This window comes from Faecalicatena faecalis, assembly GCF_012524165.2.
In the GTDB taxonomy this organism is placed as follows: domain Bacteria; phylum Bacillota; class Clostridia; order Lachnospirales; family Lachnospiraceae; genus Faecalicatena_A; species Faecalicatena_A faecalis.
Map to the genome: position 1 here is coordinate 1 of NZ_JABACJ020000008.1, position 23,961 is coordinate 23,961.

The 23,961-nt window shown below is 44.7% G+C and carries 10 protein-coding genes and 1 riboswitch; all 10 genes read left to right on the plus strand.

Features of this window, described 5'->3' with window-relative positions; translation table 11 throughout:
* Positions 1–377: 377 nt before the first annotated feature.
* The 10 genes from HGO97_RS09995 (at position 378) to gcvPA (ending at position 23,959) form a co-directional block, all read left to right on the plus strand.
* The gene (locus HGO97_RS09995) at positions 378–1,118 is read left to right on the plus strand and encodes a LytR/AlgR family response regulator transcription factor (protein ID WP_168866509.1); all 741 of its coding nucleotides are present in this window, start codon (positions 378–380) and stop codon (positions 1,116–1,118) included.
* Positions 1,118–2,404 (plus strand): sensor histidine kinase, encoded by a 1,287-nt coding sequence (locus tag HGO97_RS10000; protein ID WP_246597402.1) that lies wholly within the window; start codon positions 1,118–1,120, stop codon positions 2,402–2,404. Before HGO97_RS09995 ends, HGO97_RS10000 begins: the two co-directional genes overlap by 1 nt.
* A gap of 298 nt (positions 2,405–2,702) precedes the next feature.
* Positions 2,703–14,216 carry an MSCRAMM family protein gene (locus tag HGO97_RS10005; RefSeq protein ID WP_216241166.1) on the plus strand — a complete coding sequence of 3,838 codons (11,514 nt, stop codon included), beginning with the start codon at positions 2,703–2,705 and terminating at the stop codon, positions 14,214–14,216.
* Between the two features lie 215 nt (positions 14,217–14,431).
* On the plus strand, positions 14,432–16,486 hold the full coding sequence (locus HGO97_RS10010) for an oxidoreductase (protein ID WP_216241167.1): 2,055 nt from the start codon (positions 14,432–14,434) through the stop codon (positions 16,484–16,486).
* Between the two features lie 26 nt (positions 16,487–16,512).
* Complete coding sequence (locus tag HGO97_RS10015; RefSeq protein WP_216241168.1) at positions 16,513–17,223, plus strand: MurR/RpiR family transcriptional regulator; 711 nt, start codon at positions 16,513–16,515, stop codon at positions 17,221–17,223.
* 185 nt (positions 17,224–17,408) lie between these two features.
* A complete protein-coding gene (locus HGO97_RS10020) occupies positions 17,409–19,271 on the plus strand; it encodes a beta-glucoside-specific PTS transporter subunit IIABC (RefSeq protein WP_216241169.1) in 1,863 nt (620 codons plus the stop codon).
* A 13-nt stretch (positions 19,272–19,284) separates the two neighbouring features.
* Positions 19,285–20,718 (plus strand): 6-phospho-beta-glucosidase, encoded by a 1,434-nt coding sequence (locus HGO97_RS10025; protein ID WP_216241170.1) that lies wholly within the window; start codon positions 19,285–19,287, stop codon positions 20,716–20,718.
* 189 nt (positions 20,719–20,907) lie between these two features.
* Positions 20,908–21,007: riboswitch (glycine riboswitch) on the plus strand.
* A gap of 120 nt (positions 21,008–21,127) precedes the next feature.
* On the plus strand, positions 21,128–22,216 hold the full coding sequence (gene gcvT, locus HGO97_RS10030) for a glycine cleavage system aminomethyltransferase GcvT (protein ID WP_216241171.1): 1,089 nt from the start codon (positions 21,128–21,130) through the stop codon (positions 22,214–22,216).
* A 32-nt stretch (positions 22,217–22,248) separates the two neighbouring features.
* Positions 22,249–22,629, plus strand: a complete 381-nt coding sequence (gcvH, locus tag HGO97_RS10035; RefSeq protein WP_216241172.1) for a glycine cleavage system protein GcvH — start codon at positions 22,249–22,251, stop codon at positions 22,627–22,629.
* Positions 22,630–22,648: 19 nt separating this feature from the next.
* Positions 22,649–23,959: an aminomethyl-transferring glycine dehydrogenase subunit GcvPA gene (gcvPA, locus tag HGO97_RS10040; protein ID WP_216241173.1), complete on the plus strand. Its 1,311-nt coding sequence runs from the start codon at positions 22,649–22,651 to the stop codon at positions 23,957–23,959.
* The last annotated feature ends 2 nt before the right edge of the window (positions 23,960–23,961 follow it).

Sequence of the window (23,961 nt, forward strand, 5' to 3'; positions counted from 1 at the left end):
TCTATCACATGCTTGATGACCTGGGCTGAACTGCGACCAGCCTTTGCTAAACGGCGATACCCATGCGCTGAACGCGCTTCAGCGCATGGGCTAATCGCCCGGAATAATCAAGAAACTGTATTTACAGCCGTCCCAGGGATTCCTATTCCAAACATATGTAATTATTCGTCTGCAGCTTATCGGAAAGAAAATCCATAAAATAATGTCTGGTATTTCACGATTCTGTATCAAAATGTTTACAGGAGGATTTTTCCTGTGTTAAACTATAGACATCCAACCTTGTCAAATTTTGTCGGATAACGAATTCGGTACTATGATATCTGTACTATGAATTCCTGATTACGAATTTGAGGGGAGAGAACTCAGGAGGCATAGTGATGTTGGAGATTGCTATATGTGATAATGACGAGGCAGATTTGGAACTGCTTGATCAGTATGTGACGGGATATTTCAAAAAGAATCGGGATAGGAACGGGAATATTGAGACTTTTCTTTCTTCGGAGAAGTTGAAAAGCAGACTGGAAGAGAAGCGTTTTGACATTTTTGTGCTGGACATTATGATGCCTCAAATCAATGGAATTGAATTGGGAAGGTTGATTCGGGAATCAGATGATCAGGCAGAGATTATCTATACGACCTTTTCTAAGGAATTTGCCTTTGATGCCTATGGAATCCATGCCCTCCGTTATCTGGAAAAACCTATCGTACCGGAGAAGCTAGAGGAAGCTATGAATGTCGGAATATTGTCTGTCGAGCGAAACAAGATTCAGAAGGTAAGTGTGAATGCAAAGAACGGGCTGATTGCAGTTAAGGTCTCCGATATTATTTATATTGAAAATATTTCCCGATGTGCAGTCTATGTGCTAAAGGATGGGACGGAGATTGTTGGTACCTATAATCGTAAGACCTTTGAAGACAGTATCTATCCGTTGAACGAACATCCAGATTTTTTGCAGCCGCATAAATCATTTTTTGTAAATATGAAATATATACAGGCAATACAGGGCGGGACATTGTCACTGGATAATGGAAGGCAGGTATTCATCAGCAGGAACCGGTCTGCCGAAACCAAAAAACGCTACCTGAAATACCTGTCACAGAGGGGGGCGGGAGTTTGATGTACCAATTGTCATTCATGCGGGCACAGGTTTCCATGGTTTTTATGCAGATATTTATCTGGTACTTTGTTCCCACTAATCTGCGGCTTTCACGCAGGATTATCATCATGGCGGAAATTTATGTGGGCTGTATATTTTTAGACTATATGCAGTATTTTGTTGTAAAACAGGATATTACACAGATTCTGCAGGCGTTCTTTGGAGCGGTTATCGTGCAGGGGTCTCTCTATAGACTGTGCAAATATAAAGATTTTCGTGCATTGTTTTCCGGTCTGACAACGGCTGTGGTTCTAATTGTCGGGGATACGCTAGGAATGATCGCATTTTTGGCAACCAAAAGTATAATCGTGTCCCTGGCGAGTCAGATTCTGGTACATAGTTTGGTCATCTTGATTCTGGTTCATTTCTGCCGAGAGAACTGGTTATGGCTGTTGGAAGGAAAATGGAAGTTCTGGGGAGTTCTGTGCCTGATTCCCTTCCTGTTCTGGCTGGTTACCTATGCATTGACGATATGGCCTCAGAGTGTATGGAACGGGGATAATTACAGGAATCTGCTGGGAGTCATGATTTTGCTGATTCTGTTGGAGACTTCTTATTTCATTATACTGGCAGGGGTTGCGCACCAGTTTAAAATGGGAGAAATAGAGCAGGAAAATGCATATCTTGAGACTTATGCATCCCGATTAAAGAATGAAGCAGAACGTTTAAGAGAGCACGAGGCCGAAACAGCGGTATTTCGTCATGATCTGCGGCATTATTTTAGACAGATTCAGTCCTACGCTGCCGAGGGAGACATAGAGGAAATAAATAAAGTCATGGGGCAGTTGGACCAGAAGGTGTTGGAAATCACACCCAAACGGTACTGCGATAACCTTGCAGTCAATGGTGTCATTACACATTGTAATACCGTTGCCGAGCGGGAGGGGGTAAGTCTGACAATAGAGACAGAAGTTCCCAGGAAGATTTCAATCAATGAATTTGAATTCGCTACGGTCGTTTCCAATCTTTTGGAAAATGCTGTACAAGCTGCCGCTAAGGTGCCCAATCCAGACAGACGCAGGGCAGCTATTTCCATGCATGGAGTCAAAGGGAAGCTGATGCTGGAAATCAGCAACAGTTATGTGGGAGACTTGGAGATTTCCCCGGATACAGGGGTGCCTGTTTCGAAAGAGGAAAAAGGACACGGTTATGGAGTGAAAAGCGTGCTGGCATTCGCAAGAAAGAATCACGCTATATTCGATTATGAGGTGGAAAAGGAGACTGTGTCAGTCAGATTATTAGTATAAAGATGTCTATAAAGGTATCCCTATGCGGTATCCTGCAACGCATGGCCTGCGGGAGGGTCTGCAGTTTTGCTGCAAATAAAGATAGATAGAAAAGAAAAAATAGAATCAATAAATGGAACAGACTGCGGTAATGCGGTCTGTTTTTTTGACGCCTGAAAGCGGGACATTTTAGATGCGAAAAAATGGTGATTTTTTGAGAAAAGGTGGAAATTAAGAAGTCTTACCACATGATATAATTAATTTTAATCAAGGAAGAACCTATGATGTGATTCTCAGATTATAATAGAGGGAGGTAGTTATGTTTAACAAATATTACAAAGGGATAAAAAAACGTGTGGTGCCCTTTATCCTGATATTGGCTATGCTGATGCAGACTGGTGTGGGAGAGGTGGTCCTGGCCAGTGATACAAAGGGGAATACGGCTGTGGACCAGACCGATAAGGTGTCTGTTCCGGTTAAGACGAATGATCTGCCAGATAAACAGACAGAGGACACAGCATCCAAAGGTGCACAGGAGTCTTTGACAGGAGCCGGCAAAGAGGAGGAACAGCAAGAAGTACAAGATAAAGGTGCTGCAAATCCATCTCAAGAGCCATCGGTGCAGCCGGCCCCGGAGAATACAGGGCAGGAATCTGAACAGGCTGAAGACCCAAAACAGACCGGTGAAGAAAATGGACAGCCTGATTTAGAAAAGAGAGCGCCCATTGACTGGACGCAGAGGCTGGAGAGTCTTTCGTTAGCTCTCGATAAGATTGTTTATCAGGAAGAAGGACAGCAAGCAGTTACGGTGAAGAATATGGACAACAGGCTGGATCTGTCTAAAGTGAAATCGGATACAGTAAAGGCACAGCAGTTATTCATACGGTTTGCTTTTGACCAGGCTAAGATGGATGACCAACTAAAAGAGGGAGATACATTTTCCTTTTATGTTCCACGTGAGTATATGGCGCTGACGGATACAGGAGGCCCGGCGGCAGTGTCTGTATGCACCCGGGAAGCATACGAAGCAGAGCCGTCAGAATACAGAGATACCGAGAGTTTTGGAACTTATGAGATCCGGGATAATGTGGTGACATTTACGGTGACAGAGCTTCCAGCTTCCGGGAATCTGTTTGGTGTGATCGCCCTCGATTTCCAGTGGAAACAAGAGAATATTACGGAAGAAGGGACCGTCTGCGCTCTGACGCTCCAGGAAGGAATCAAGACGGAGGTACTGCTTCCAAAGATGTCTGTGGAGGTCAAGGAAGAATCCAATCAGTCGGATGGAACGAAAGCAGATTCAAAAGAAGAGGAAAAGCATCAGAATGCACAGGAGAGCAACGATAAAGAACAGGATAGTCAGAAGGAGGATGTAAAATCCCAGGACGTTCAAAAGGACCATACGCAGAGCAGTCAGAAGGAGGACACCATCCTCAATTTGGAGGGAAAGCATGATGAGAAGGAGAATGTCATAGAGGACGGTAATATATTCAAACGTCTTTACAGAAGTGTTGTCAGCTTTTTCACTGGTGAAGGAAAGGAAGCAGAGCAGAATTATGCAGGCGGACATTCCTTTAGTCACACGTTCAATGCAGAAGACCTTCCAGAGGGATTTTCCCGGGTTCAGGTGACTGCTTCGAATAAGAATGGGGGCTACAAAAAGGGAGATGATCTCAGAGTCCATTTCAAGTTCAATATCACACTGGATGAGGATCATCTTTATAAGACTTTAGAAAATGAGATTATGAAGCGGCCGGATTATCCGGTACAGGGAAGCCTGTCTGATAAGGAATATGAAGACAAGGTAACTGCGTATCTGAATCAGCTTGAGGAAAGCGGTGAGTTGGCAGCGTTGGAGTATCGCTTTGATCTTGGACAAGATTTCAGAAATTATTCGAGTGCTGAGGATATAGAACTGACGGATGATGCAGGTGATCCATGCGGAAAGGTCATAGTGAAGGATGGAACCGTAACCTTCCACTTTTATGGCTCTTGCTATTATTATGAAGGCATTGTGGCCTTATATAGTATGGAAGCAATGTTAAATGCAGATGCAGTTAGTGACGACCCGATCGATGTGGCGTTCGGGGATCATGGGGAATTGATTCACCAGTCAGCAGGAGGCATTGACGATGGAACAGGCGGAACGGAGGATTCTAACTATTATATAGAAAAGGAAGCGCCTGCGCGTGTCTCTAATTCAGAAATTACTTATACAGTCAAGTCAGGAGTCCTGAAAGATGGGAAGATGCTGAACGGCCTTTTGGTGACAGATACATTGCCGGAAGGGCTGGAATTGAAATCGGTCACTTACCAAGACAGGGAGCTGGCATTAAAAAATGTCTATGATGATGCCACACGTACATTCCAATATCAGTTTCCAGCGTTGAATGATAAGAAGACCAATCAGGTCACAGAGGCAGAATTCACGCTTCAGACAAAATTAACAGATGTCAGATATCAGGACGTAATTCTTGCAGGTGAGATGAATGAAGCGTTCAAGAATCAGGCAGAGTTAAGAAAAAAGGACGATCCGAATCCTCTGAACATATCGGATGAAGTCACGACCAATATGAAGTTTACGTTTCTGAGCAAACAGGGACAGCAGGAGCAGTTGAATGGAGCCCGGTATTCATGGACCATTACGGCCAATACACAGCTTCCTTATCTGGAATATGGATATCTGGTGGATACACTCTGCTGGACAGATCATCAGTATGATTTTAACAGCGGAATCACGGTCCATACATCAAATGGGGATATCGTATATAAGAGCGGAGATATTAAGCCAGTAACCGGCGGACCAAAATGGGAGGATCTGTCGGCAGAAGGATTGAAGTCCTTCCTTGATACGGCGGGAATTACAGGACCATGTTACTATCTTTATGATACAGCCGATGCCAATCCATTTTATGTGAGTGAGGAGGCAACACCGGATGAACCAGAGATGAAACAGATGGCTCTTTTGGTGCTTCCTTTCGGTTCGGGAGATGGATGGACTGGTTCGGACACACAGATACCTCTGCGGGTAAAATATTTTACAGATTTAAATCTGCATGGACTGAGCGTGGATGACTATCTGGTGAAAGTACAGACGGATAAAACGCTCAATCCGGAAATCACGAACCGGGCAACGCTGCTTTGGTATAACAGAGACGGAAAAGGTCCTGGACCAGCTCTTCCAGAGAATATTACATGGGATAAGACCGGGACCTCCCATGTAAAAGCAATGAGCAAAAAGGGGGTGTCTTATAAGGAAAGCACCCAGGAACTGACCTGGCGAATGGATGTCAACCATTATGGCGCAAGTCTGCAGAATGTCGTGATTGAGGATGTGCTTTCGGATACCTATGACCTGGATGTGGATCAGGGCCTGACGATCAATATGAGAAGGTATAACCAGGAAAATTCTGTTGAGGAAGCAGATTCTCCGACGGTATTAAAAAGGGTACAAGACTTGGATCAGATGGTTCCGGGGACTTACATGGTCTACCAGAATGCAGAAAAGAAAAAGGTCATTCAGATTGCTTTGGGAGATCTGGTTACCTGGGAGAACGGTACGGCTGAACATATTTACTGCGTCCTGGATTTTAAACTAAAATTAAAAGATCCTAAATATCTTGCTGTACACAGTGCCGATCAGATCATATCAAATATGGCAAAAATCACAGCAACATTAAATGGAAAGCCATTTGAAGATACGGCAGAGGGATCTATTCAGGTCCCGAACCGACTGATCGATAAAACGGCAGTGGGAAGCTATAACTATCAGACCCATATGCTGACCTGGCAGATCGAGGTGAATCCGAATAAACTGCCGATTGAAGCTGCCAAGATTACAGATACGCTGCCAAAGGATATCTCCTGGAAGCAGTTGACGGACATCAAAAAGGATGGAAAGTCCTTAGCCCAGGACCAGTACAAGAGCGTAATTAAGGATCCGGTGATCCAAAAGCAGACTGCTGATTCAGGGGATAAGATAACGATCGAGTTCCAGAATCTGATAGAGGAAACTTATACATTCACATTTGAGAGCGAAGTGACGGATGAATGGATCAAAGTCAATCAAGTGGATGCAAATGGAATCGCCAAGGACGGTATCGTTCTCAATCATGTTCAATTGGATGGGAAGATTTATGGACAATCTATCTCTAAAGCAGAGGATACCGCAGAGCATGTGGTAGGGCATGTGAAGGTCGGGAAATCCGGCGTTTATAACAAGGATGAAGGAATTATCACATGGACGGTCCTCATGAATGTTGACAAGGCAGATATCAGTGGAATGCATTTGGTGGAGGATCTGACTCATAATGCGGATATTCATGAGCTGGATATGAACTCGATCAAGGTGGAGAAGGTTTCTATTGATCAAGAAGGGAATGTGGATGTAAATGTTCCGGCAGTAGAGGTCACAGCTCCAGATCTGCGTTCTATTGATTCCAATTCCAAGCCTGGTGATCAGCCGGATGTAAGAGGTTTTGCATTTTATGTACCAACAGGAAGTGAAGACCACAATACATACCGTATTACCTTTCAGACAGAATTGCTGGTAGATGCGCCGAAAGGGAATCTGATTGAGAACAAGGTGTATCTGAACCGTGCACAAAACGGAGATTATGATGAAAGCGGCACCAGTGACGGTGGTTATAATGGGGATTTTGAGGCCCAAAATATGGTGACTAAGAGCACACGCCCAAAGGTCACGATGACAAAAGCGAGCGGCAATAGTGTGGATCTCTCAGTGGATCAGGATGCAAAACTTTTGCTTGAGGACGCAGACTTCCAACTGACAGCATATACATTCGAAGCAGATAGTGTCAAGAATACCATTCAATTAAAGGATGAGGTAGGAAAATATAATAAGGATCGGACGACAGATCATTCTGGCGATGCATTATTCCTGAATATCAAAGCAAAATCAAGTACAGGAGAGGTATTAGTCTATAAGTTAGTTGAGACAAAGGCCCCTGCAGGATATAAGACGACTGAACCGACGTATATCATCTTTACAGAGAATCCAGATAACTATGCCGGTTATACGAGTATCGTAGAGGCGGGCAGTCGGGTATCACTGAATTCAGAGAACTACTTCGTACGCAAAGCTGTTTCCGATGTACCCAAAGAGACAACGGCATCCCTGACCTTGACGGATGAACCGCTTGACAGTACCTTTACCTTTGGGAAGAAGGTCGCTGTAGATGTGAACTATGACAAAGGTAATATTTCATATACGTATGGTACCCCTGCCGAGAAGAGTGTTGTGTTTAAAATTACACCTGGTGGAAACTTAAAGGATAAGATCAAGACGCAGTATGTATCGAATGATGTAAATGGGAACTTTACGATAAAGAACCTGGATCCGGGAACCTATACATTGACTGAGGTCGCGTCCCCGGCTTATATGACCATTGGTGCAGAGTATACCTTGACAGTCGAGGCGGATGGCGCAAATTCCTGCAAGTATACGATCAGCGGAAGTGCGAACCATAATACTCAACTGACAAAAGAAGTAGTATCAGGAAGCGTGGGAGGGCAGGAAATCCAAATGATACAGGATGGCTATCTGCTGGGAGATTTCTCCTTTACCAAACAGGTAAAATACGAAGATTCTCCAGCGAATGGAGAGAATCCACAGGGGAATACAGAAAAGTTAGATCAGATCGCATTCCAACTGAAAAGCACGGAAATTGCGGGAAAACCAAATTCTACATTTGTTCAGGTACAGACATCTGGCACAGACGGGAAAGTTCATTTTACCGATGTTCCGGTGGGAGTCTATCTTCTGTCAGAGGGGATGAAAACGGACACCGGGTTTGTGGAAAAGGTGGATGGATATGTCCAAAAGGATCACGTTAAGGTGATTGTGAATGAAGCAGTGGATAAAGACAAGGTGCTGGGAACAGACAGTAAAGATCAACCATATTATGCAAAGAAGATTCTGGTAACGTATGAGAAGAAGGATACGTCAGCCGATGCACTGGACTTCATTCAGAATGGCGTATATTCGAACACAGCGATTAAAGGAACGATTGCATTTACAAAAGTGGCAGATGCAGGTAGTACAGGACTTACAGCATTCCATGACAATAAAATAGTTCTGGATGGTGCAAAATTCGGACTATTCCGTAAGATTGGTACAGACATTGCAAATAGCCCTACATACTTAGCCACATCCAATGCAGATGGCAAGGTCGTATTTAATGATGTAGAATATAGCAATTATGTACTGAAGGAGATAGAGACACCGACAGGTTACAAAAAGGCAGAATCCATTGAAATCAAGAGAGAAAACTTTTCACTCAGCACGAATTCGAGCGGAACACCTGTTTTCTCCTATGAAGTGACAGGCCTGAATGCGGTTCCTGGATATGTGAAGAATAGTCTGAACGCATACGCTGTCAAATTCATGAAACAGGATCAGGATGGGAACCCACTGGCAGATAAGGAGTTTTATGTTTACCGCCGCAATAGCAAAGCGATTGGGACTGACGGAGCAGGATTAGAGGTAGACGCAAAGAGCGCGGACAGCTATTATCAATATCAGCCCTTCACTCAGAATTCTGCGGCAGGTCAAATCACGACTCCGATGACGGGCCTGGATGGAAGTCTTGAATTAAAGAATCTGCCATATGGTGATTATCTGCTTGTGGAAAATACGGCAGGAGGCAATCTTTTGGATAGCTACGGTAAACCTGCGATCCATATATCCATAGGGGCAGGCGTCGGTTCAGATCTGACAGAGGTCCGTATGACACAGAGTTTTGATGGAGAATTGCAGACAGATCACTATGTCGGCTTTACACCAAAAATGACTGGGAAATGGACCAAATTGGTACTGCAGGGTGGAGGCTATACCGTAGTCAATCAGATACAGCACTTCTATGTGCAGGTTCAAAAAACAGCAGGAAATGAAAATGCCGATGGGACATTACAGGCAAAAGCAGATCAAAAAGCATCGGGTGCCAGGTTTGCGGTCTATGAAGGTGACAAGGCATCAGGTGCACCATATCTGACCCTGGATACGAACAGTCAGGGACAGTTTGCACCAGATGCAGACGGTGCGTACAAGGATGCAAAAAACCCAGATGTATCCAAACATCTCTGGGTGGGAAAGACCTATTCCATAAAAGAAATATCTGCACCAGACGGATTGGATATGGTAACAGATACAAACGCCTTCGCGGTCATTGACGGAACAAACGCCGGGCAGGGAGACAGCTTCTATGTTTGGAGGGACAGGATCTTGTCAGGGGATGGATGTGGAGACCAGCTCAAGGTGGATCATGTGAAAGAAGGCAAAGAGGCTTTAAAGGACCATCTTTTTGTGAATAGCCTGATTCGTGGAAAAGTGATACTGACGAAGGTAGATGCGACAAAACAGAATCTCAAAGTGACAGGCGCAGAATTCCAGCTCAAAGAAACAGAAGGGCAGAATCAGGGCAAGGTGGTCGGAATGTTGAAGGATTCTGGTGATGGCGAATATGTCCTGGCACCTATACCGGACACCGTATCTGAAAGTGTCCAAGTAAAAGAGATGAAAAATGGTGTGAAGGCCGATTATCTCTATAATGCGGGCTCAAAAGAGGTGCCGGATTACCGGATACTGGCAGGAAAGTATACAATTGAGGAGACAAAAGCACCTGATGGTTATGAAAAGGCTGAGCAGATCTGTCAGAATAACACGATAGAAGTAAGCGCTTCTGGAGACCGTGAGATTAGAATGACATTAGAAGAGACTCCAGTCAGCTTGAAGATTATAAAGAAATCTACGGATACAGACGTAGAATTAAGCGGTGCAGAATTTGACATAATAGGAAAATTTAAAGATTATCAGGATAAAACAGATACAGTCAAAACACTGGAACAGGCGAATAACGAAAGAGGTTTCCTGGTCGGTGAGACTTATACACTGCATGAAAAAACGGCATCAGACGGGTTCCTTCTGGGACTGGATGTCAAGGTGAAGTTCAATGAAAAGGGAGAGGTAAAAATCACAGCCCCGATAGAAAATTGTCCGGCACAGTTAGATCCTGCAGATTTGCAGAAGCAGACTCTGATTTATCGGGACGATCCCATCGATATTAAACTTCGGAAAGTGAATGAATCCGGGAAGATACTGGCAGGAGCAGTCTTCCAATTAGAAGGAAGGTTTGTACAGGACGGAGTGCTTGAGGATGCTTTGCGTGTATTGACAGTGACCAGCAAGGAGGAAGATCTTTCTCTCACCAGTGCATTGAATGAGACATTCCATACGAAAGGCATGAACCTTGCGCAGGGACAGTCCTATAGTCTGACCGAGATCACAGCACCCGAAGGGTATGTCCGTGAGAAGACAGTAGTCAAATTTACACTGAATCAGGACGGAACAATCGCAGAACTGGATCAGGATGCATGGAAGAACACGGGATATAGTGTTGGTAAGGATGCATCGAAGGAATCAGTCGTCGTTCAATTAAAAAACGAACCAATCGTATTTTCATTGAAAAAGACAACAGAGTCCGGGGCCCCTCAGGAAGGTGTTGGATTCGTCGTGACACCGAAGGCAGGAAGCTCATTCATGGACGGCAGTAAAAAGGAGATAAAGCTGACAACTGGAGAAAATGGAACAGCAGAGCTTTCTTATCAGTTAAAACACGAAAATACCTATACTGTCCATGAGGAAAGGGCGCTGGCAGGCTACAGCTATGCAGCGGACTTTGAGATTTTTGTGGACAAGGATGGTGTTGTAAAGGCCGGGGAGACAACAGTGACAGCTGACCAGCCATATCTGGTTGTGGATCAGTCACTAAAGATTCGTATCTGCAAGAAGGATGATGCAGGAACAGCAATTCAGGGAATCCTGTTTACGCTGACAAAAGAATCAGATAGCGGGAAAAAATCGTGGAGCTTAAGTTCAAATGCAGAGGGATTCTTAGAAGTGGCGGACAGCAAGGGCAGCAGGATAGAGGAACTTAACTCCATACTGGAAGCAGGGCAGCGTTATCTGTTGACAGAGAATGTAAAAGTTGGATCGCCATATGTGGCATTGGAGGCACCTGTTAAATTTCAGATCAGCAGGGATGGCAGAATCGTTGAGGAGAGCCTGATAGCAGAAAATACGGTGCTCAAGGACCAAATTACCTTAGACCAGAACGGTCTGACCTTGGAGATTCAGAATCGCAGGACCGATTTGGGAATACGAAAGGTGGATGAGAAGGGACAGCCGCTTGATGGTGCTAAGCTTGGAATTTACAGTGACGATCAGGGGAAAATCGGCAGCCTTGTCTCCTTGAACAAAACAAAGCTGAACTGGACCAGCAAAGCAGATGAGGTATATAAGCTGCGTGGTCTTCCGACAGGTACGTACTGGTTAAAGGAAACAAAAGCACCGACAGGGTATGTGACAGCAGAGCCGATTTGTTTCGAACTTAAGAGTGATAATACCATAGAAATCAAGCAGACCGCAAACACAAAGAAGCAAAAGGGCAGAGTAGATGGAAATATAATTACCATGACAGATGAACGAGTGGTTGGGACATTTACACTGGTCAAGACGCAGAACGGAACGAATACACCGATTGAGGGTGCAGTATTTTCACTTTATCAGCAGGCTGGAGAAGCACCGGCTGATACGGATGTGCTTCTTGCATCCGGAATCACTACCACAGCAGATGGGACCTGGAGCATGAAAGGTTCTGATATCCAGAGACAGGATGACAGTACAAAGACATTGGACGACGGCCTTTTCTATGGCAGATATTATCTGAAAGAGACGAGCACGCCAGATGGATATCAGTTAGATGAAACTCCGATTTTGTTTACAATAGAAGGGAAGCAGAACGAAGATGTGGTCAGCCAGCCGGATACAAAGATCGTAAGAGCGGAGAATAGCGAATACAGAAGGCAGCTCAGGCTTGAAAAGCAGGATAAAGAGAATCAAAGCGTCCTCGCAGGTGCGGTATTTAGTCTGACGAGAATCCAGGATGCCAAGGGAAATCAGGTGACAGAAGCTGCGGCGGAGGCAACGACGGACAGCACCGGTACGGCAGTCTTTACGATCGGAAAGAAAGGAACATACAGACTCGCTGAGATCAAGGCACCGAAGGGATATGTGGATGCATCCAGTGAGGCTTTGGTATATGTGAAGGAATTTACTGTAGATGACCATACAGAGGATTCCATCCTCCTGGAGCCGGATACGACGAAGAATGTGGTGGCAAATGAAAGGAAGACCGGGACTCTGAGACTTACCAAGCAGGACAGCCTGGATGGACAAAAGCTGGATGATGTAGTATTTACACTCTATCAGAAGGACGAGGAAGATCGTTTTCAGATGACAGGGGAATTTTCTACAGGAAACAACTATACAAGGACTGCCGGGCAGGAATGGAAGGCAGAACCAGGCGAAGCAGGAGAACTGACTGTCAGCGGGCTTACGTGGGGCGAGTATTATATTGAGGAGACTTTGCCATTAGACGGATATGTGACCAATGACACAAGATATGAATTTTATATCGGCAGATATCAATCTGATCTGGTCTTGAGTGTAGATCAGGGCGTAATTACCAATACTCAGACTGAAATCCGGTTCAACAAGGTCGGCATTTATAACGAGAACTGTTCTGATACCGCGATTGGAGCACCGTCGCCAGATGCAGCGGAAATTATGGAAGGCGTGACGTTTACGGCCTACACCGATCCAGAAACTCAAGAGGCATCCAAAGTGGCAGAGGCGGTCAGTGACTCGAGTGGTGAGGTAGTATTTCAGAAATTAGCGATTGGAACCTATTACATCAAAGAAACGGCTCTGCCTAAGGAGGCTGTATCTAAACACTATAAGCTGGACGAAAAGACATACATGGCTGTCCTTGATCAGAACGGCCAGTTCGCCGGATTACAGATGGCGGATGCAACACAAGTGGCAGATAATACAGTGATTAATGATGTAGAGCGGACCGATATCGTGATCGAGAAGGTCGATGAGAAGAATCCAGACCGGAAGCTGCCGGGATCTACTTACGGACTGTATAAGCGGGCAGTTTCTGCAAAGGGAATTTCTACATTCGCATTTACAGAAAATGATGGAAGTGACGGATGGATACAGATCGCGAAGTCCACAACAGATGAGAAGGGAATCTTAAGATTTACCGGAGTCCTGATGGATACCGAATATCAGGTCCGGGAACTGGCTGCACCGGATGGATGCTATATATCTGAACAGCCGTTTACGATTTCCTTTAAGATGGAAAATGGCACCGTCATGATCCAGTCATTTGATGATGGGAAGGGGACTGCAGAAGTAGATCCAAAGACTGGCGGAATTGTCTGGAAAGAGCCTCAGGTCCAGGTAGAATTTGCCAAGAAGGACGAGGACGGTAATCTGTTGAAAGGGGCCGAACTGCAAGTGCAGGATGAGGAAGGAAACGTAGTGGAGTCCTGGACCTCCAAGGCAGGGGAGACCTATACCTCATATGGAAAATTGATTATCGGAAAGACTTATCGCCTGGTTGAGACTAAGGCACCAGCAGGTTATGAGATTGCAGAGCCTGTTACGTTCACTATACCAACAGAGACTGTGGGACCAAACGAGAATAAGATGCTTCAGATCGAGATGATCGATAAGAAGACACCAAAAAAGGAGGACCCATCTAAGGAGCCCGGGAAGGATGATAAGACAGAACAGCCAAAGAAGCCGGGAACAGATGAGAAACCGAAGAAACCAGACTCACTGGTACAGAAGCTTGAAAAGAAAGTCAAGACAGGAGATGTCACAGATATATGGACTTATATCCTGATGCTGACAGCGGCAGCACTGGTAATCTCAGTTGCGGCCTATAAGAAGAAACGCAGATAAATCAAACCCACAGGGCATCTCATAACGCATGTCCTGTGGACGGATCTACAGCGATGCAGTAAATGAAAGAACAAGAAAGGAACGGGGAACCTCAACGGGGAGCCGTTCCTTTTTTGGCTATCATAAATACCAAAAGAGGAGCATTTAAGACTGATATGTGATACAATCATTACAAAAGACACGTGAAAAGAATCGCATCACAAGGAGGAATGAGAATGGACCCTAGACTGGAACCGTTATTTACCCCGTGGAAGATTGGAAATTGTGAAATCAAGAACCGTATTGTGTTGACCTCAATGGGAGGAACGAACCTTTTGGGCTGGATGGAGAAACACCACTTTGATCAAGAGGGGGCACGCTTTATCATGGAGGTGGCGAAGAACAATGCAGGTTTGGTGCTGCCAGGATGCCAGCCGGTCTATAACCCGATGTATGGGCAGTGGCTGTATAAAAATGAGAAGATGTATGAGGATCTAAAGAACTGGCTCCCGAAGTTCCACGAGACAGGTGCGAAGTTGTTCGTGCAGTTGACCGCGGGATTTGGACGCTCCTTCACGATCAGTACGATGATGGAGACTCTTTATACGAACAAGCTGCTGCGTGTGCTTTCGAAGCCATTTATGGATTTGGATAAGATCACAGCAACGGCAAGTCCATCTCCGAACCGTTGGTCCGATAAGGTTCCGTCCAGAGAACTTACGGTAGAAGAAATCAAGGAATATGTGGCAGCATTTGCGAGGTGTGCGAAGCTTCTTAAGGAGGCAGGCGTGGACGGTGTGGAGATTCATGCAGTGCATGAAGGATATCTGCTGGATCAGTTTACTTTAAAATACGTGAATCACCGTACAGACCAGTATGGCGGCTCCTTCGAGAACCGCTATCGTTTCCCAGTGGAGATCGTACAGGCAATCAAGAAAGAGTGTGGAGATGACTTTCCGGTGTCATTAAGATACAGCGTCCGTTCTATGACGAAAGGATTCCGGGAAGGTGCGCTGCCGGGAGAAACATTCACAGAGGCGGGCAGAGACATGGAGGAGTCCGAAAAGGCTGCAAAATACCTTCAGGATGCAGGATATGATATGCTCAATTGTGATAACGGCACATATGATGCATGGTATTGGGCGCATCCTCCAATCTATATGCCGGAGAATTGTAATTTAACGGACGTGGAGCACATCAAACGCTTCGTTGATATTCCAGTGGTCTGTGCAGGACGGATGGACCCACGCGCAGCGGCAGCCTCTATTGCAGAGGGAAAGATAGACGGTGCAGGTTTTGCACGTCAATTCCTGGCGGATCAGGAATGGGTCACAAAGATGATGGAAGGCAGAGAAGAGGATATCCGCCCCTGCATCTTATGTCATAATGGATGCTTTAACATGTGCCATTATAAAGGGGTGCCAAATGACCAGGATCTGTCAGACAGTCTGCATCTGTCCCGGTGTGCGGTCAATGCCGAGACCATGCAGTGGGACAAGCATTATATACAGAAGACATCATCGCCGAAGACTGTACACATCATTGGAGGAGGAATCGCCGGCATGGAGGCTGCCAGAGTCTTGAAGTTAAAAGGGCATGAACCTGTGATTCACGAGCGAAGTGGAATTTTGGGCGGAACCTTTATTCCTGCGAGTGCAGAATCTTATAAGGAGAAGCTCAGGGATCTGCTTACCTGGTACAGACGACAGATGGGATTACTGAATGTGGAGGTCCATCTGCGGGAGGAAATCATGGATACCTCACAGTTCGGGAATGCTCCGGTCATCATTGCAACGGGAGCTGCACCAAGGCTGTTAAAAGGTGTACCCGGTTATGAACTGATGATCGAGGCTTGTGAATATCTAAATGGCAGAGAGGTAGGAGAAGTGGTGGCAGTAATCGGCGGAGGTCTGACAGGAAGTGAGATCGCATATGAGCTGGCACTAAAGGGCAAGAAGCCGATCATCATAGAGATGAAGGATGACCTTATTTCCCAGAAAGGGGTCTGCCTTGCCAACAGTTCCTATTTACGTGAATGGTTCGCGCTCCACAAGGTTCCAGTCTACTTAGAGACCACGCTCAAAGAGGTCAGGGAAGGCTCCATCATCTGCAGGACCAAGGATGGAAAGGAGGTGGAGATCCCATGTGATTCTGTCATCAGCTCTGCGGGATATATCTCCACGCCGCTGGTGGATCAGAGAAAGAATACCTATCTGGTCGGAGACTGTAAAAAGGTCGGGAATCTAAGGTCTGTAGTCTGGAGCGCATATGAGGCGGCAATGAAGATCTAAAAAAGAGTACTGGAGGATTTTACGGGATGTTCCGTTATGAAGTAATCAAGTCATTGAATGAATTAGAAATGCTGGTGTATGATTATATTATGAAGAATCAGCAGACAGTCGGGTATATGACCGTGCGTGAATTGGCGGATGCTGTCCATGTCTCTACATCCACAGTCATGCGATTTTGTAAGAAGGCGGGGTTCGACGGATATTCGGAATTTAAAGTGAAGTTCAAGATGTATGTAGAGCAGGAAAAACGACATCAGAATGTAGAAGACCTTATCGAGATGCAGGAGTATTTCGAAAAAGTGGGAACGGAGACGTTTCAAAAAGCCATTTATGGGGCGGCCGATATTGTAAGGGCGGCGAAGCAGGTCATCTTTATCGGGCTTGGGACCTCAGGTATTTTGGGGAAATATGGAGCCAGATACTTTTCAAATCTTGGCAAATTCAGCCAGTATATTGAAGACCCATACTTCCCTGTATTGGGAGGCGTGGAGGATCTGGTAGTCATTGCACTGTCCGTATCAGGGGAGACCGAACAGGTCATAGAGATGGTGAACCGGTTCAAGCAGAACAACTGTAAAATAATCAGTATCACAAACAGGAATTCTACAACACTTGCGAAAATTTCGGATTTTAACCTTTCGTATTATGTAATGGAATCAGATATTGGGAATCATGTGAATATGACAACACAGGTTCCTGTGATTTATCTAATAGAGGCAATTGGAAGACGGCTGTAGAAGCCGTCTTTTCAATTATAGCTGATAATATCCGATATCTTATTTGATACAGCCTGTATCAGAAATGTAACAAATTCTTTTGGATTTGTACATGTTCCGGCATTTGAAATATTGTAGAAAAGAAAAAACAGAAATGCTACAATGCACTCAGATAAAAAACAGGAACAAAAAAGGAGAGAGATAAGATGGCTATTGACTATCGCAAAACAGCGGGTGAATTAGTAAAAGAACTCGGCGGAAACGAAAACATCACGAATGTGACGCACTGTGCAACAAGGCTCAGATTTATTTTAAAAAATGAATCACTTGTAGACAAAGACAAAGTCGCCAAAATCCCGGGAGTCATTACTACAGTACAGGCATCAGGCCAGTTTCAGGTAGTAATTGGAAACCACGTAAAAGATGCATATGGATTTGTTACAGAGCTGGTAACAATTGATGAAAATGCAGACAGCAAGGGTGGCCAGAAGGTCAGTGTATTCAGCAGGATCGTGGACGTCATTTCTGCAATTTTTGCCCCATTTCTTTATACATTGGCGGCATGTGGTATCTTACAGGGAATTCTAGGTGTCCTGGTGGCACTAAATGCGATCGATACAACAGGGGGAACCTACCAGATTTTGAATTTTATTTCATGGACAGCATTTACCTTCCTTCCTGTGCTGATCGCTGTCACTGCATCAAAGAAATTTGGAATGAATACCTTTATCGCAGTGGTTATTGCATGTGCCTTAGTATCACCGGATTATATCGCAATGGTAAATGCGGGGGAAGCCATCCATTTTCTAGGGCTTCCGGTACAGCTTTTAAGCTATACTTCTTCTGTAATACCGATCATCCTGGCTGTATGGGCAGCCTCTTATGTGGAGAAGTTTTTTGAGAAGCATTTACCTCTGGTTGTCAGGAATCTATTTACACCGATGTTCACGATTGCGATTATGGTTCCACTTACCTTGCTGGCATTTGGTCCCATTGGAAATACAATCGGCGGTGCGATTGGAGGAATCTACAATACACTTTATGATTTAAGCCCAATTGTGGCAGGAATCGTTGTCGGCGGTTTTTGGGAAGTATTGGTGATCTTTGGGGTACACTGGGGAATTACGCCCGTTACAGTCGGCAATTATGCGTCCCTTGGGTATGATACTTTTACGGGATTGCAGGCAGCAGCCGCATTGGGAGTATTCTTGAAAACAAAAGATAAAGAAATGAAAGGTGTTTCCGCATCTGCAGCACTTACCGGGCTTTTCGGAATCACAGAGCCTGCCATCTATGGAGTCAATCTGCGATTGAAAAAGCCGATGATCTGCGGTTGTATTGCTGGTGCCGTGGGCGGCGCCATAGGAGGTGCGTTCCATGCAGTATCCTGGGGATACAATATGCCGGGTATTGCTACACTTCCAGCATATTTTAAAACTGGACATACGACACAGTTTATCGGATTGTTAGTATCCATTTTAGTTGCATTCGTATTAGGAGCTGTGCTCACATTTATTGTTGGATTTAAAGAGGAAGCACCAGATTCTGTGACAGAAGACCAGCAGAAAAAAGAAAAACTGATCAAAGATAGTATGCCGGCAGTGCAGGCGGAAGAGACAGTGGAAAGCTTTGCATTTACGGCTCCTGTTACAGGAAATGTGATTTCAGTAAAGAATGTAAAAGATGAAGCATTTGCATCAGAGGCCATGGGAAAGGGCGTCGGCATCCAGCCAGAAGATGGAAAGGTCTATGCCCCATTCGATGGGATTGCGGAGGTTGTTTTTCCGACAGGGCATGCAGTTGGATTGAACGATGGAAAGGGACATGAATTCTTGATTCACATCGGGCTTGATACTGTAGAGTTAAATGGGAAGGGATTTATAGTACACATTCAGCAGGGGGCATCTGTGAAAACAGGTGATCTGCTTGTAGAATTTGATAAAGCTGAGATTGAAAGAGCTGGGTATGACAGCACAGTTATTTACATCTTGACAAATACCAAAGAGAACATTGAGATTGTAGAAGGCAGACATAAGGCTTTGTCTGACACCGTGATGAGAATGAGGTAGGAGGACTTTAAAAATGCGTACATTACCAAAGGAGTTTTTGTGGGGAGGGGCAGTTGCGGCCCATCAGGTCGAAGGAGGATGGGATAAAGGCGGGAAAGGCGTAAGCATTGCAGATGTCCTGACTGCCGGTGCCCACGGTGTTGACCGAAAGATAACAGATGGTGTTTTAGAAGGTTATTATTATCCAAATCACGAGGCGTCCGATTTTTATGGACATTACAAGGAAGATATCAAACTGTTTGCAGAGATGGGATTCAAGTGTTTCCGTACCTCAATTGCTTGGACCAGAATTTTCCCAAATGGAGACGAGGAATTTCCAAATGAAGAAGGGCTTAGATTCTATGATGATCTGTTCAATGAGCTGTTAAAGTATCATATTGAGCCGGTCGTAACGCTGTCACATTTTGAAATGCCGTATCATTTGGTAAAAAGGTATGGTGGGTGGAAGAATCGAAAAGTAATTGATTTTTTTGTGAAATATGCTCTGACAGTAATGGAACGGTATCGGGATAAAGTCAAATACTGGATGACATTTAATGAAATCAATAACCAGAAAAACTATAAATACCCACTATTCGGTTATACCTGCTCCGGTGTGATATTTAACCAAGAAGCGAACCCGGAAGAGTGTATGTACCAGGTGGTCCATCATGAATTAGTTGCAAGTGCCCTTGTGGTGAGGGAAGGCCATAAAATTAATCCAGGTTTCAAAATAGGCTGTATGATGGCATGTGTGCCGCTCTACCCATATTCCTGCAACCCAGATGACATGATGTTTTCTGTGGAGGCCATGCATGACAGATTCCTGTTCGGAGATGTTCATGTCAGAGGAAAATATCCTTCTTATGTTTGGCCGGAGTGGGAGCGCAGAGGGATTCATGTGGAAATGGAACCAGAAGACGAGAGGATACTGCGTGAAGGTATCGTGGATTATGTCGGGCTTAGCTATTATATGACAAATGCAGTAAAAGCAGATGCTTCTGTAGAAGGAAATGGAGTAGATGGATTCCCTGGAAGCGTACCGAATCCTTATGTGAAGGCAAGTGACTGGGGATGGCAGATCGATCCGGTGGGGCTGCGCTATGCATTGAATCTGTTATATGAGCGGTATCAAATTCCACTTTTCATTGTAGAAAATGGTTTTGGTGCGATAGATAAAGTAGAAGAGGATGGAAGTATTCGTGATGATTATCGTATTGAATACTTGAGAGCACATATTCAGGAGATGAAGAAGGCGGTCATTGAAGATGGGGTAGACTTGTTGGGGTATACCCCTTGGGGATGTCTCGACTGCGTATCCTTTACGACCGGTGAGATGAAAAAGCGGTATGGATTCATTTATGTGGATAAGGATAATGACGGAAATGGCAGCTTAAAACGAACGCGGAAAAAGTCATTCTATTGGTATAAAAAAGTGATTGAGACGAATGGGGAAGAACTTGGATAAATAATTTGAAAATAAACAGCTGTGAATAAAAGCAGTGTAATAGAGTAGATTGTGAGAAAATTGAAAATAAAGAGCGTATAGAAAGATAATTTTGAAAATTGCATATAATTTTAGGGCAACGTTAAAAAATAAACTTTCATTGACAAATAATTTCAGTCGCATTATACTAAAGTCCATAAAAGTAATCGGTTGATATGTCTAAGAGAGATTATTATAAGCTTTTATATAATAACGCCGAAGGTGCAAGAGATAACTCGAAACTCTCAGGCAACAGAATTAGGCATGGACGAAGCTCTGGAGGATGAACAGGGAGATAAAGATTTCTAAGGAAGTGTTAGGAATGTTTATCTCCCTGTTTTGTTAAATCTGATCCATAACAGAGTCAAACAAATCAAAGGAGGGTAAGATTATGGAACTGAAGACCCCGCTTTATGAAGCACATGTAAAAGCAGGAGGAAAGATGGTACCGTTTGGAGGATATCTCCTGCCGGTGCAGTACAAGACAGGTGTTATCAAGGAACACATGGCAGTCCGTACACAGGCAGGATTGTTCGATGTGTCCCATATGGGTGAGATTCTCTGCGAAGGTACAGATGCACTCGCGAATCTGCAGATGCTTCTTACGAACAATTTTGACAATTTGGTGGATGGGCAGGCAAGGTACAGTCCGATGTGTAATGAAAAAGGAGGAACAGTGGACGACTTGATTGTGTACAAACAATCCGATCATCATTACTTTATTGTTGTAAATGCTTCAAATAAAGATAAGGATTATCAGTGGATGCTGGATCATCAGTTTGGTGAGGTTACATTTACGGATGTGTCTAAGGACTATGCACAGCTTGCACTGCAGGGACCAAAAGCAATGGATATCCTAAGAAAGCTGACTACAGAGGAGAATATCCCAAAGAAATATTATCATGCCATATTCGATGCTAAGGTTGCCGGGATTCCCTGTATTGTATCGAAAACAGGTTATACAGGTGAAGATGGGGTGGAGCTATATCTGCCAAGTAGTAAAGCAGAAGAGATGTGGGATATCCTGCTGGAGAATGGAAAAGAAGAAGGGTTGATTCCATGCGGCCTCGGGGCGAGAGATACACTTCGAATGGAGGCAGCAATGCCGCTATATGGTCATGAGATGGATGACGAGGTGACTCCGCTCGAGACGGGACTTGGATTCGCTGTTAAGATGGCAAAGGAAGAATTTATCGGAAAGAAGGCTCTGGAAGAAAAGGGGGAATTAACGAGGAAAAGAGTCGGACTCAAGGTCACGGGAAGAGGTGTGATTCGCGAACATCAGGACGTATATGTGGATGGAAAGGTAATCGGACATACAACATCCGGTACGCATTGCCCATATCTTGGATATCCGGCAGCAATGGCAATGTTAGAGACTGCATATACAGAAGTAGGAACGCAGGTAAGTGTAGAGGTAAGAGGCCGTATGGTGGAAGCAGAGGTGGTTGCCTTACCATTTTATAAGAGAAGCAAATAAGAAAAATAAAAGAGGACAAGGAGAGCAAAATTATGGAGTTAAGAGCAGAATTAAAGTATTCAAAATCACACGAGTGGGTAAAAGAAGAGGGAGATATCGTAGTAATCGGGCTGACAGATTATGCACAGTCTGAATTGGGTGACCTGGTATTTGTAAATCTGCCGGAAGAAGGCGACGAAGTCAATGTAGGCGACTCCTTCGCAGATGTAGAGTCTGTAAAGGCGGTATCGGATGTTTATGCACCAGTATCCGGTGTGATATGTGAGGTGAATGAAGAGCTGCTGGATGCCCCCGAAAAAATGAATGAAGCGCCTTATGATGCATGGCTGGTAAAAGTGAAAGATATTACGGAGAAAGAGGAATTATTAACAGCAGAAGAGTATCAGGCTTTTGTAGAGAGCGAACAGGACTAATAGAAAGGCGGTGACCTGTATGGGAAGCTATGTTCCGAATACGAAAGAAGAAAGAACGGCGATGTTGTCCGAGATTGGTTTCCAGTCAATGGAAGAATTATTTGGGCATATTCCAGATGAAGTGAAGGTCAAAGACGGGCTTAAGATTCCAGAGGGAATGTCTGAATTAGAAGTGCGCCGGGCAATGAAAAAAATTGCAGATAAGAATCAGATATTCCCAACGATTTTCCGGGGAGCTGGAGCGTATCGCCATTACATTCCAGCCATGGTAAATAATGTGATTTCAAAGGAGAACCTTCAGACCGCTTATACCCCTTATCAGGCCGAGATCAGTCAGGGAATCCTTCAGTCTATATTTGAATATCAGACCATGATCTGTGATCTGACAGGAATGGATGCATCCAATGCGTCGGTCTATGATGGTGCTACGGCAGCGGCGGAAGGTATCGCAATGTGCAGAGAGAGGAAAAGAAATAAGGCATTTATCTCAGCGGCAGTTCTTCCGGCAACATTGGAGGTCGTTAAGACCTATTGCTTCGGAAATGAAATCGAACTGGAAGTGATTCCAGAGAAAAACGGGGTGACCGATATCGAGTATTTAAAGGAGCATATTGATACGGCAGCAGCCTGTGTCTATATCCAGCATCCCAACTATTATGGCAATCTGGAAGACGCGGCTGCAATCGGTAACATTGTCCACGAAGCAGGTGCAAAATTTATTATGGGAGTAAATCCAATCTCACTCGGTATTCTGAAGACGCCAAAGGAGTATGGCGCAGATGTGGCAGTGGGAGACGGACAGCCCTTAGGGCTTCCGCTTGCATTTGGCGGACCATATCTTGGATTTATGGCATGTGTGGGAAGTATGACAAGAAAGCTCCCGGGAAGAATTGTTGGTCAGACGACAGACCAGAAAGGAAATACGGGATATGTACTGACCCTTCAGGCAAGGGAGCAGCATATTCGAAGAGAAAAAGCTTCCAGTAACATATGTTCTAATCAGGCACTGTGTGCGCTGGCGGTAGGTGTTTACCTTGCATCTATGGGAAGCAAAGGATTGGAAAATGCTGCAGTACAGTGTACTTCTAAGGCGCACTATATGGCACGCAGACTCGAGGAAATCGGATTTTGTGTAGAGAACCAGACAGAATTTTTCCATGAATTTGTGACCGTATCAGAAAAACCGGCAAAGGAGATACTGTCTGCGCTGGAAAAACAGGGCATTCTGGGAGGGTATCCGCTGGATGACCACCGAATCTTGTGGTGTTGTACAGAAATGAACACAAAAGAAGAAATCGATGGGACGATTTCAATCTTAAAGGAGGTGTAATG

Coding starts and splice junctions, on each gene's coding strand:
- HGO97_RS10010 (WP_216241167.1), top strand. CDS start 14,432: ATGGACCCTAGACTGGAACCGTTATTTACCCCGTGGAAGATTGGAAAT.
- HGO97_RS10020 (WP_216241169.1), top strand. CDS start 17,409: ATGGCTATTGACTATCGCAAAACAGCGGGTGAATTAGTAAAAGAACTC.
- gcvPA (WP_216241173.1), top strand. CDS start 22,649: ATGGGAAGCTATGTTCCGAATACGAAAGAAGAAAGAACGGCGATGTTG.
- HGO97_RS10000 (WP_246597402.1), top strand. CDS start 1,118: ATGTACCAATTGTCATTCATGCGGGCACAGGTTTCCATGGTTTTTATG.
- HGO97_RS10005 (WP_216241166.1), top strand. CDS start 2,703: ATGTTTAACAAATATTACAAAGGGATAAAAAAACGTGTGGTGCCCTTT.
- gcvH (WP_216241172.1), top strand. CDS start 22,249: ATGGAGTTAAGAGCAGAATTAAAGTATTCAAAATCACACGAGTGGGTA.
- gcvT (WP_216241171.1), top strand. CDS start 21,128: ATGGAACTGAAGACCCCGCTTTATGAAGCACATGTAAAAGCAGGAGGA.
- HGO97_RS09995 (WP_168866509.1), top strand. CDS start 378: ATGTTGGAGATTGCTATATGTGATAATGACGAGGCAGATTTGGAACTG.
- HGO97_RS10025 (WP_216241170.1), top strand. CDS start 19,285: ATGCGTACATTACCAAAGGAGTTTTTGTGGGGAGGGGCAGTTGCGGCC.
- HGO97_RS10015 (WP_216241168.1), top strand. CDS start 16,513: ATGTTCCGTTATGAAGTAATCAAGTCATTGAATGAATTAGAAATGCTG.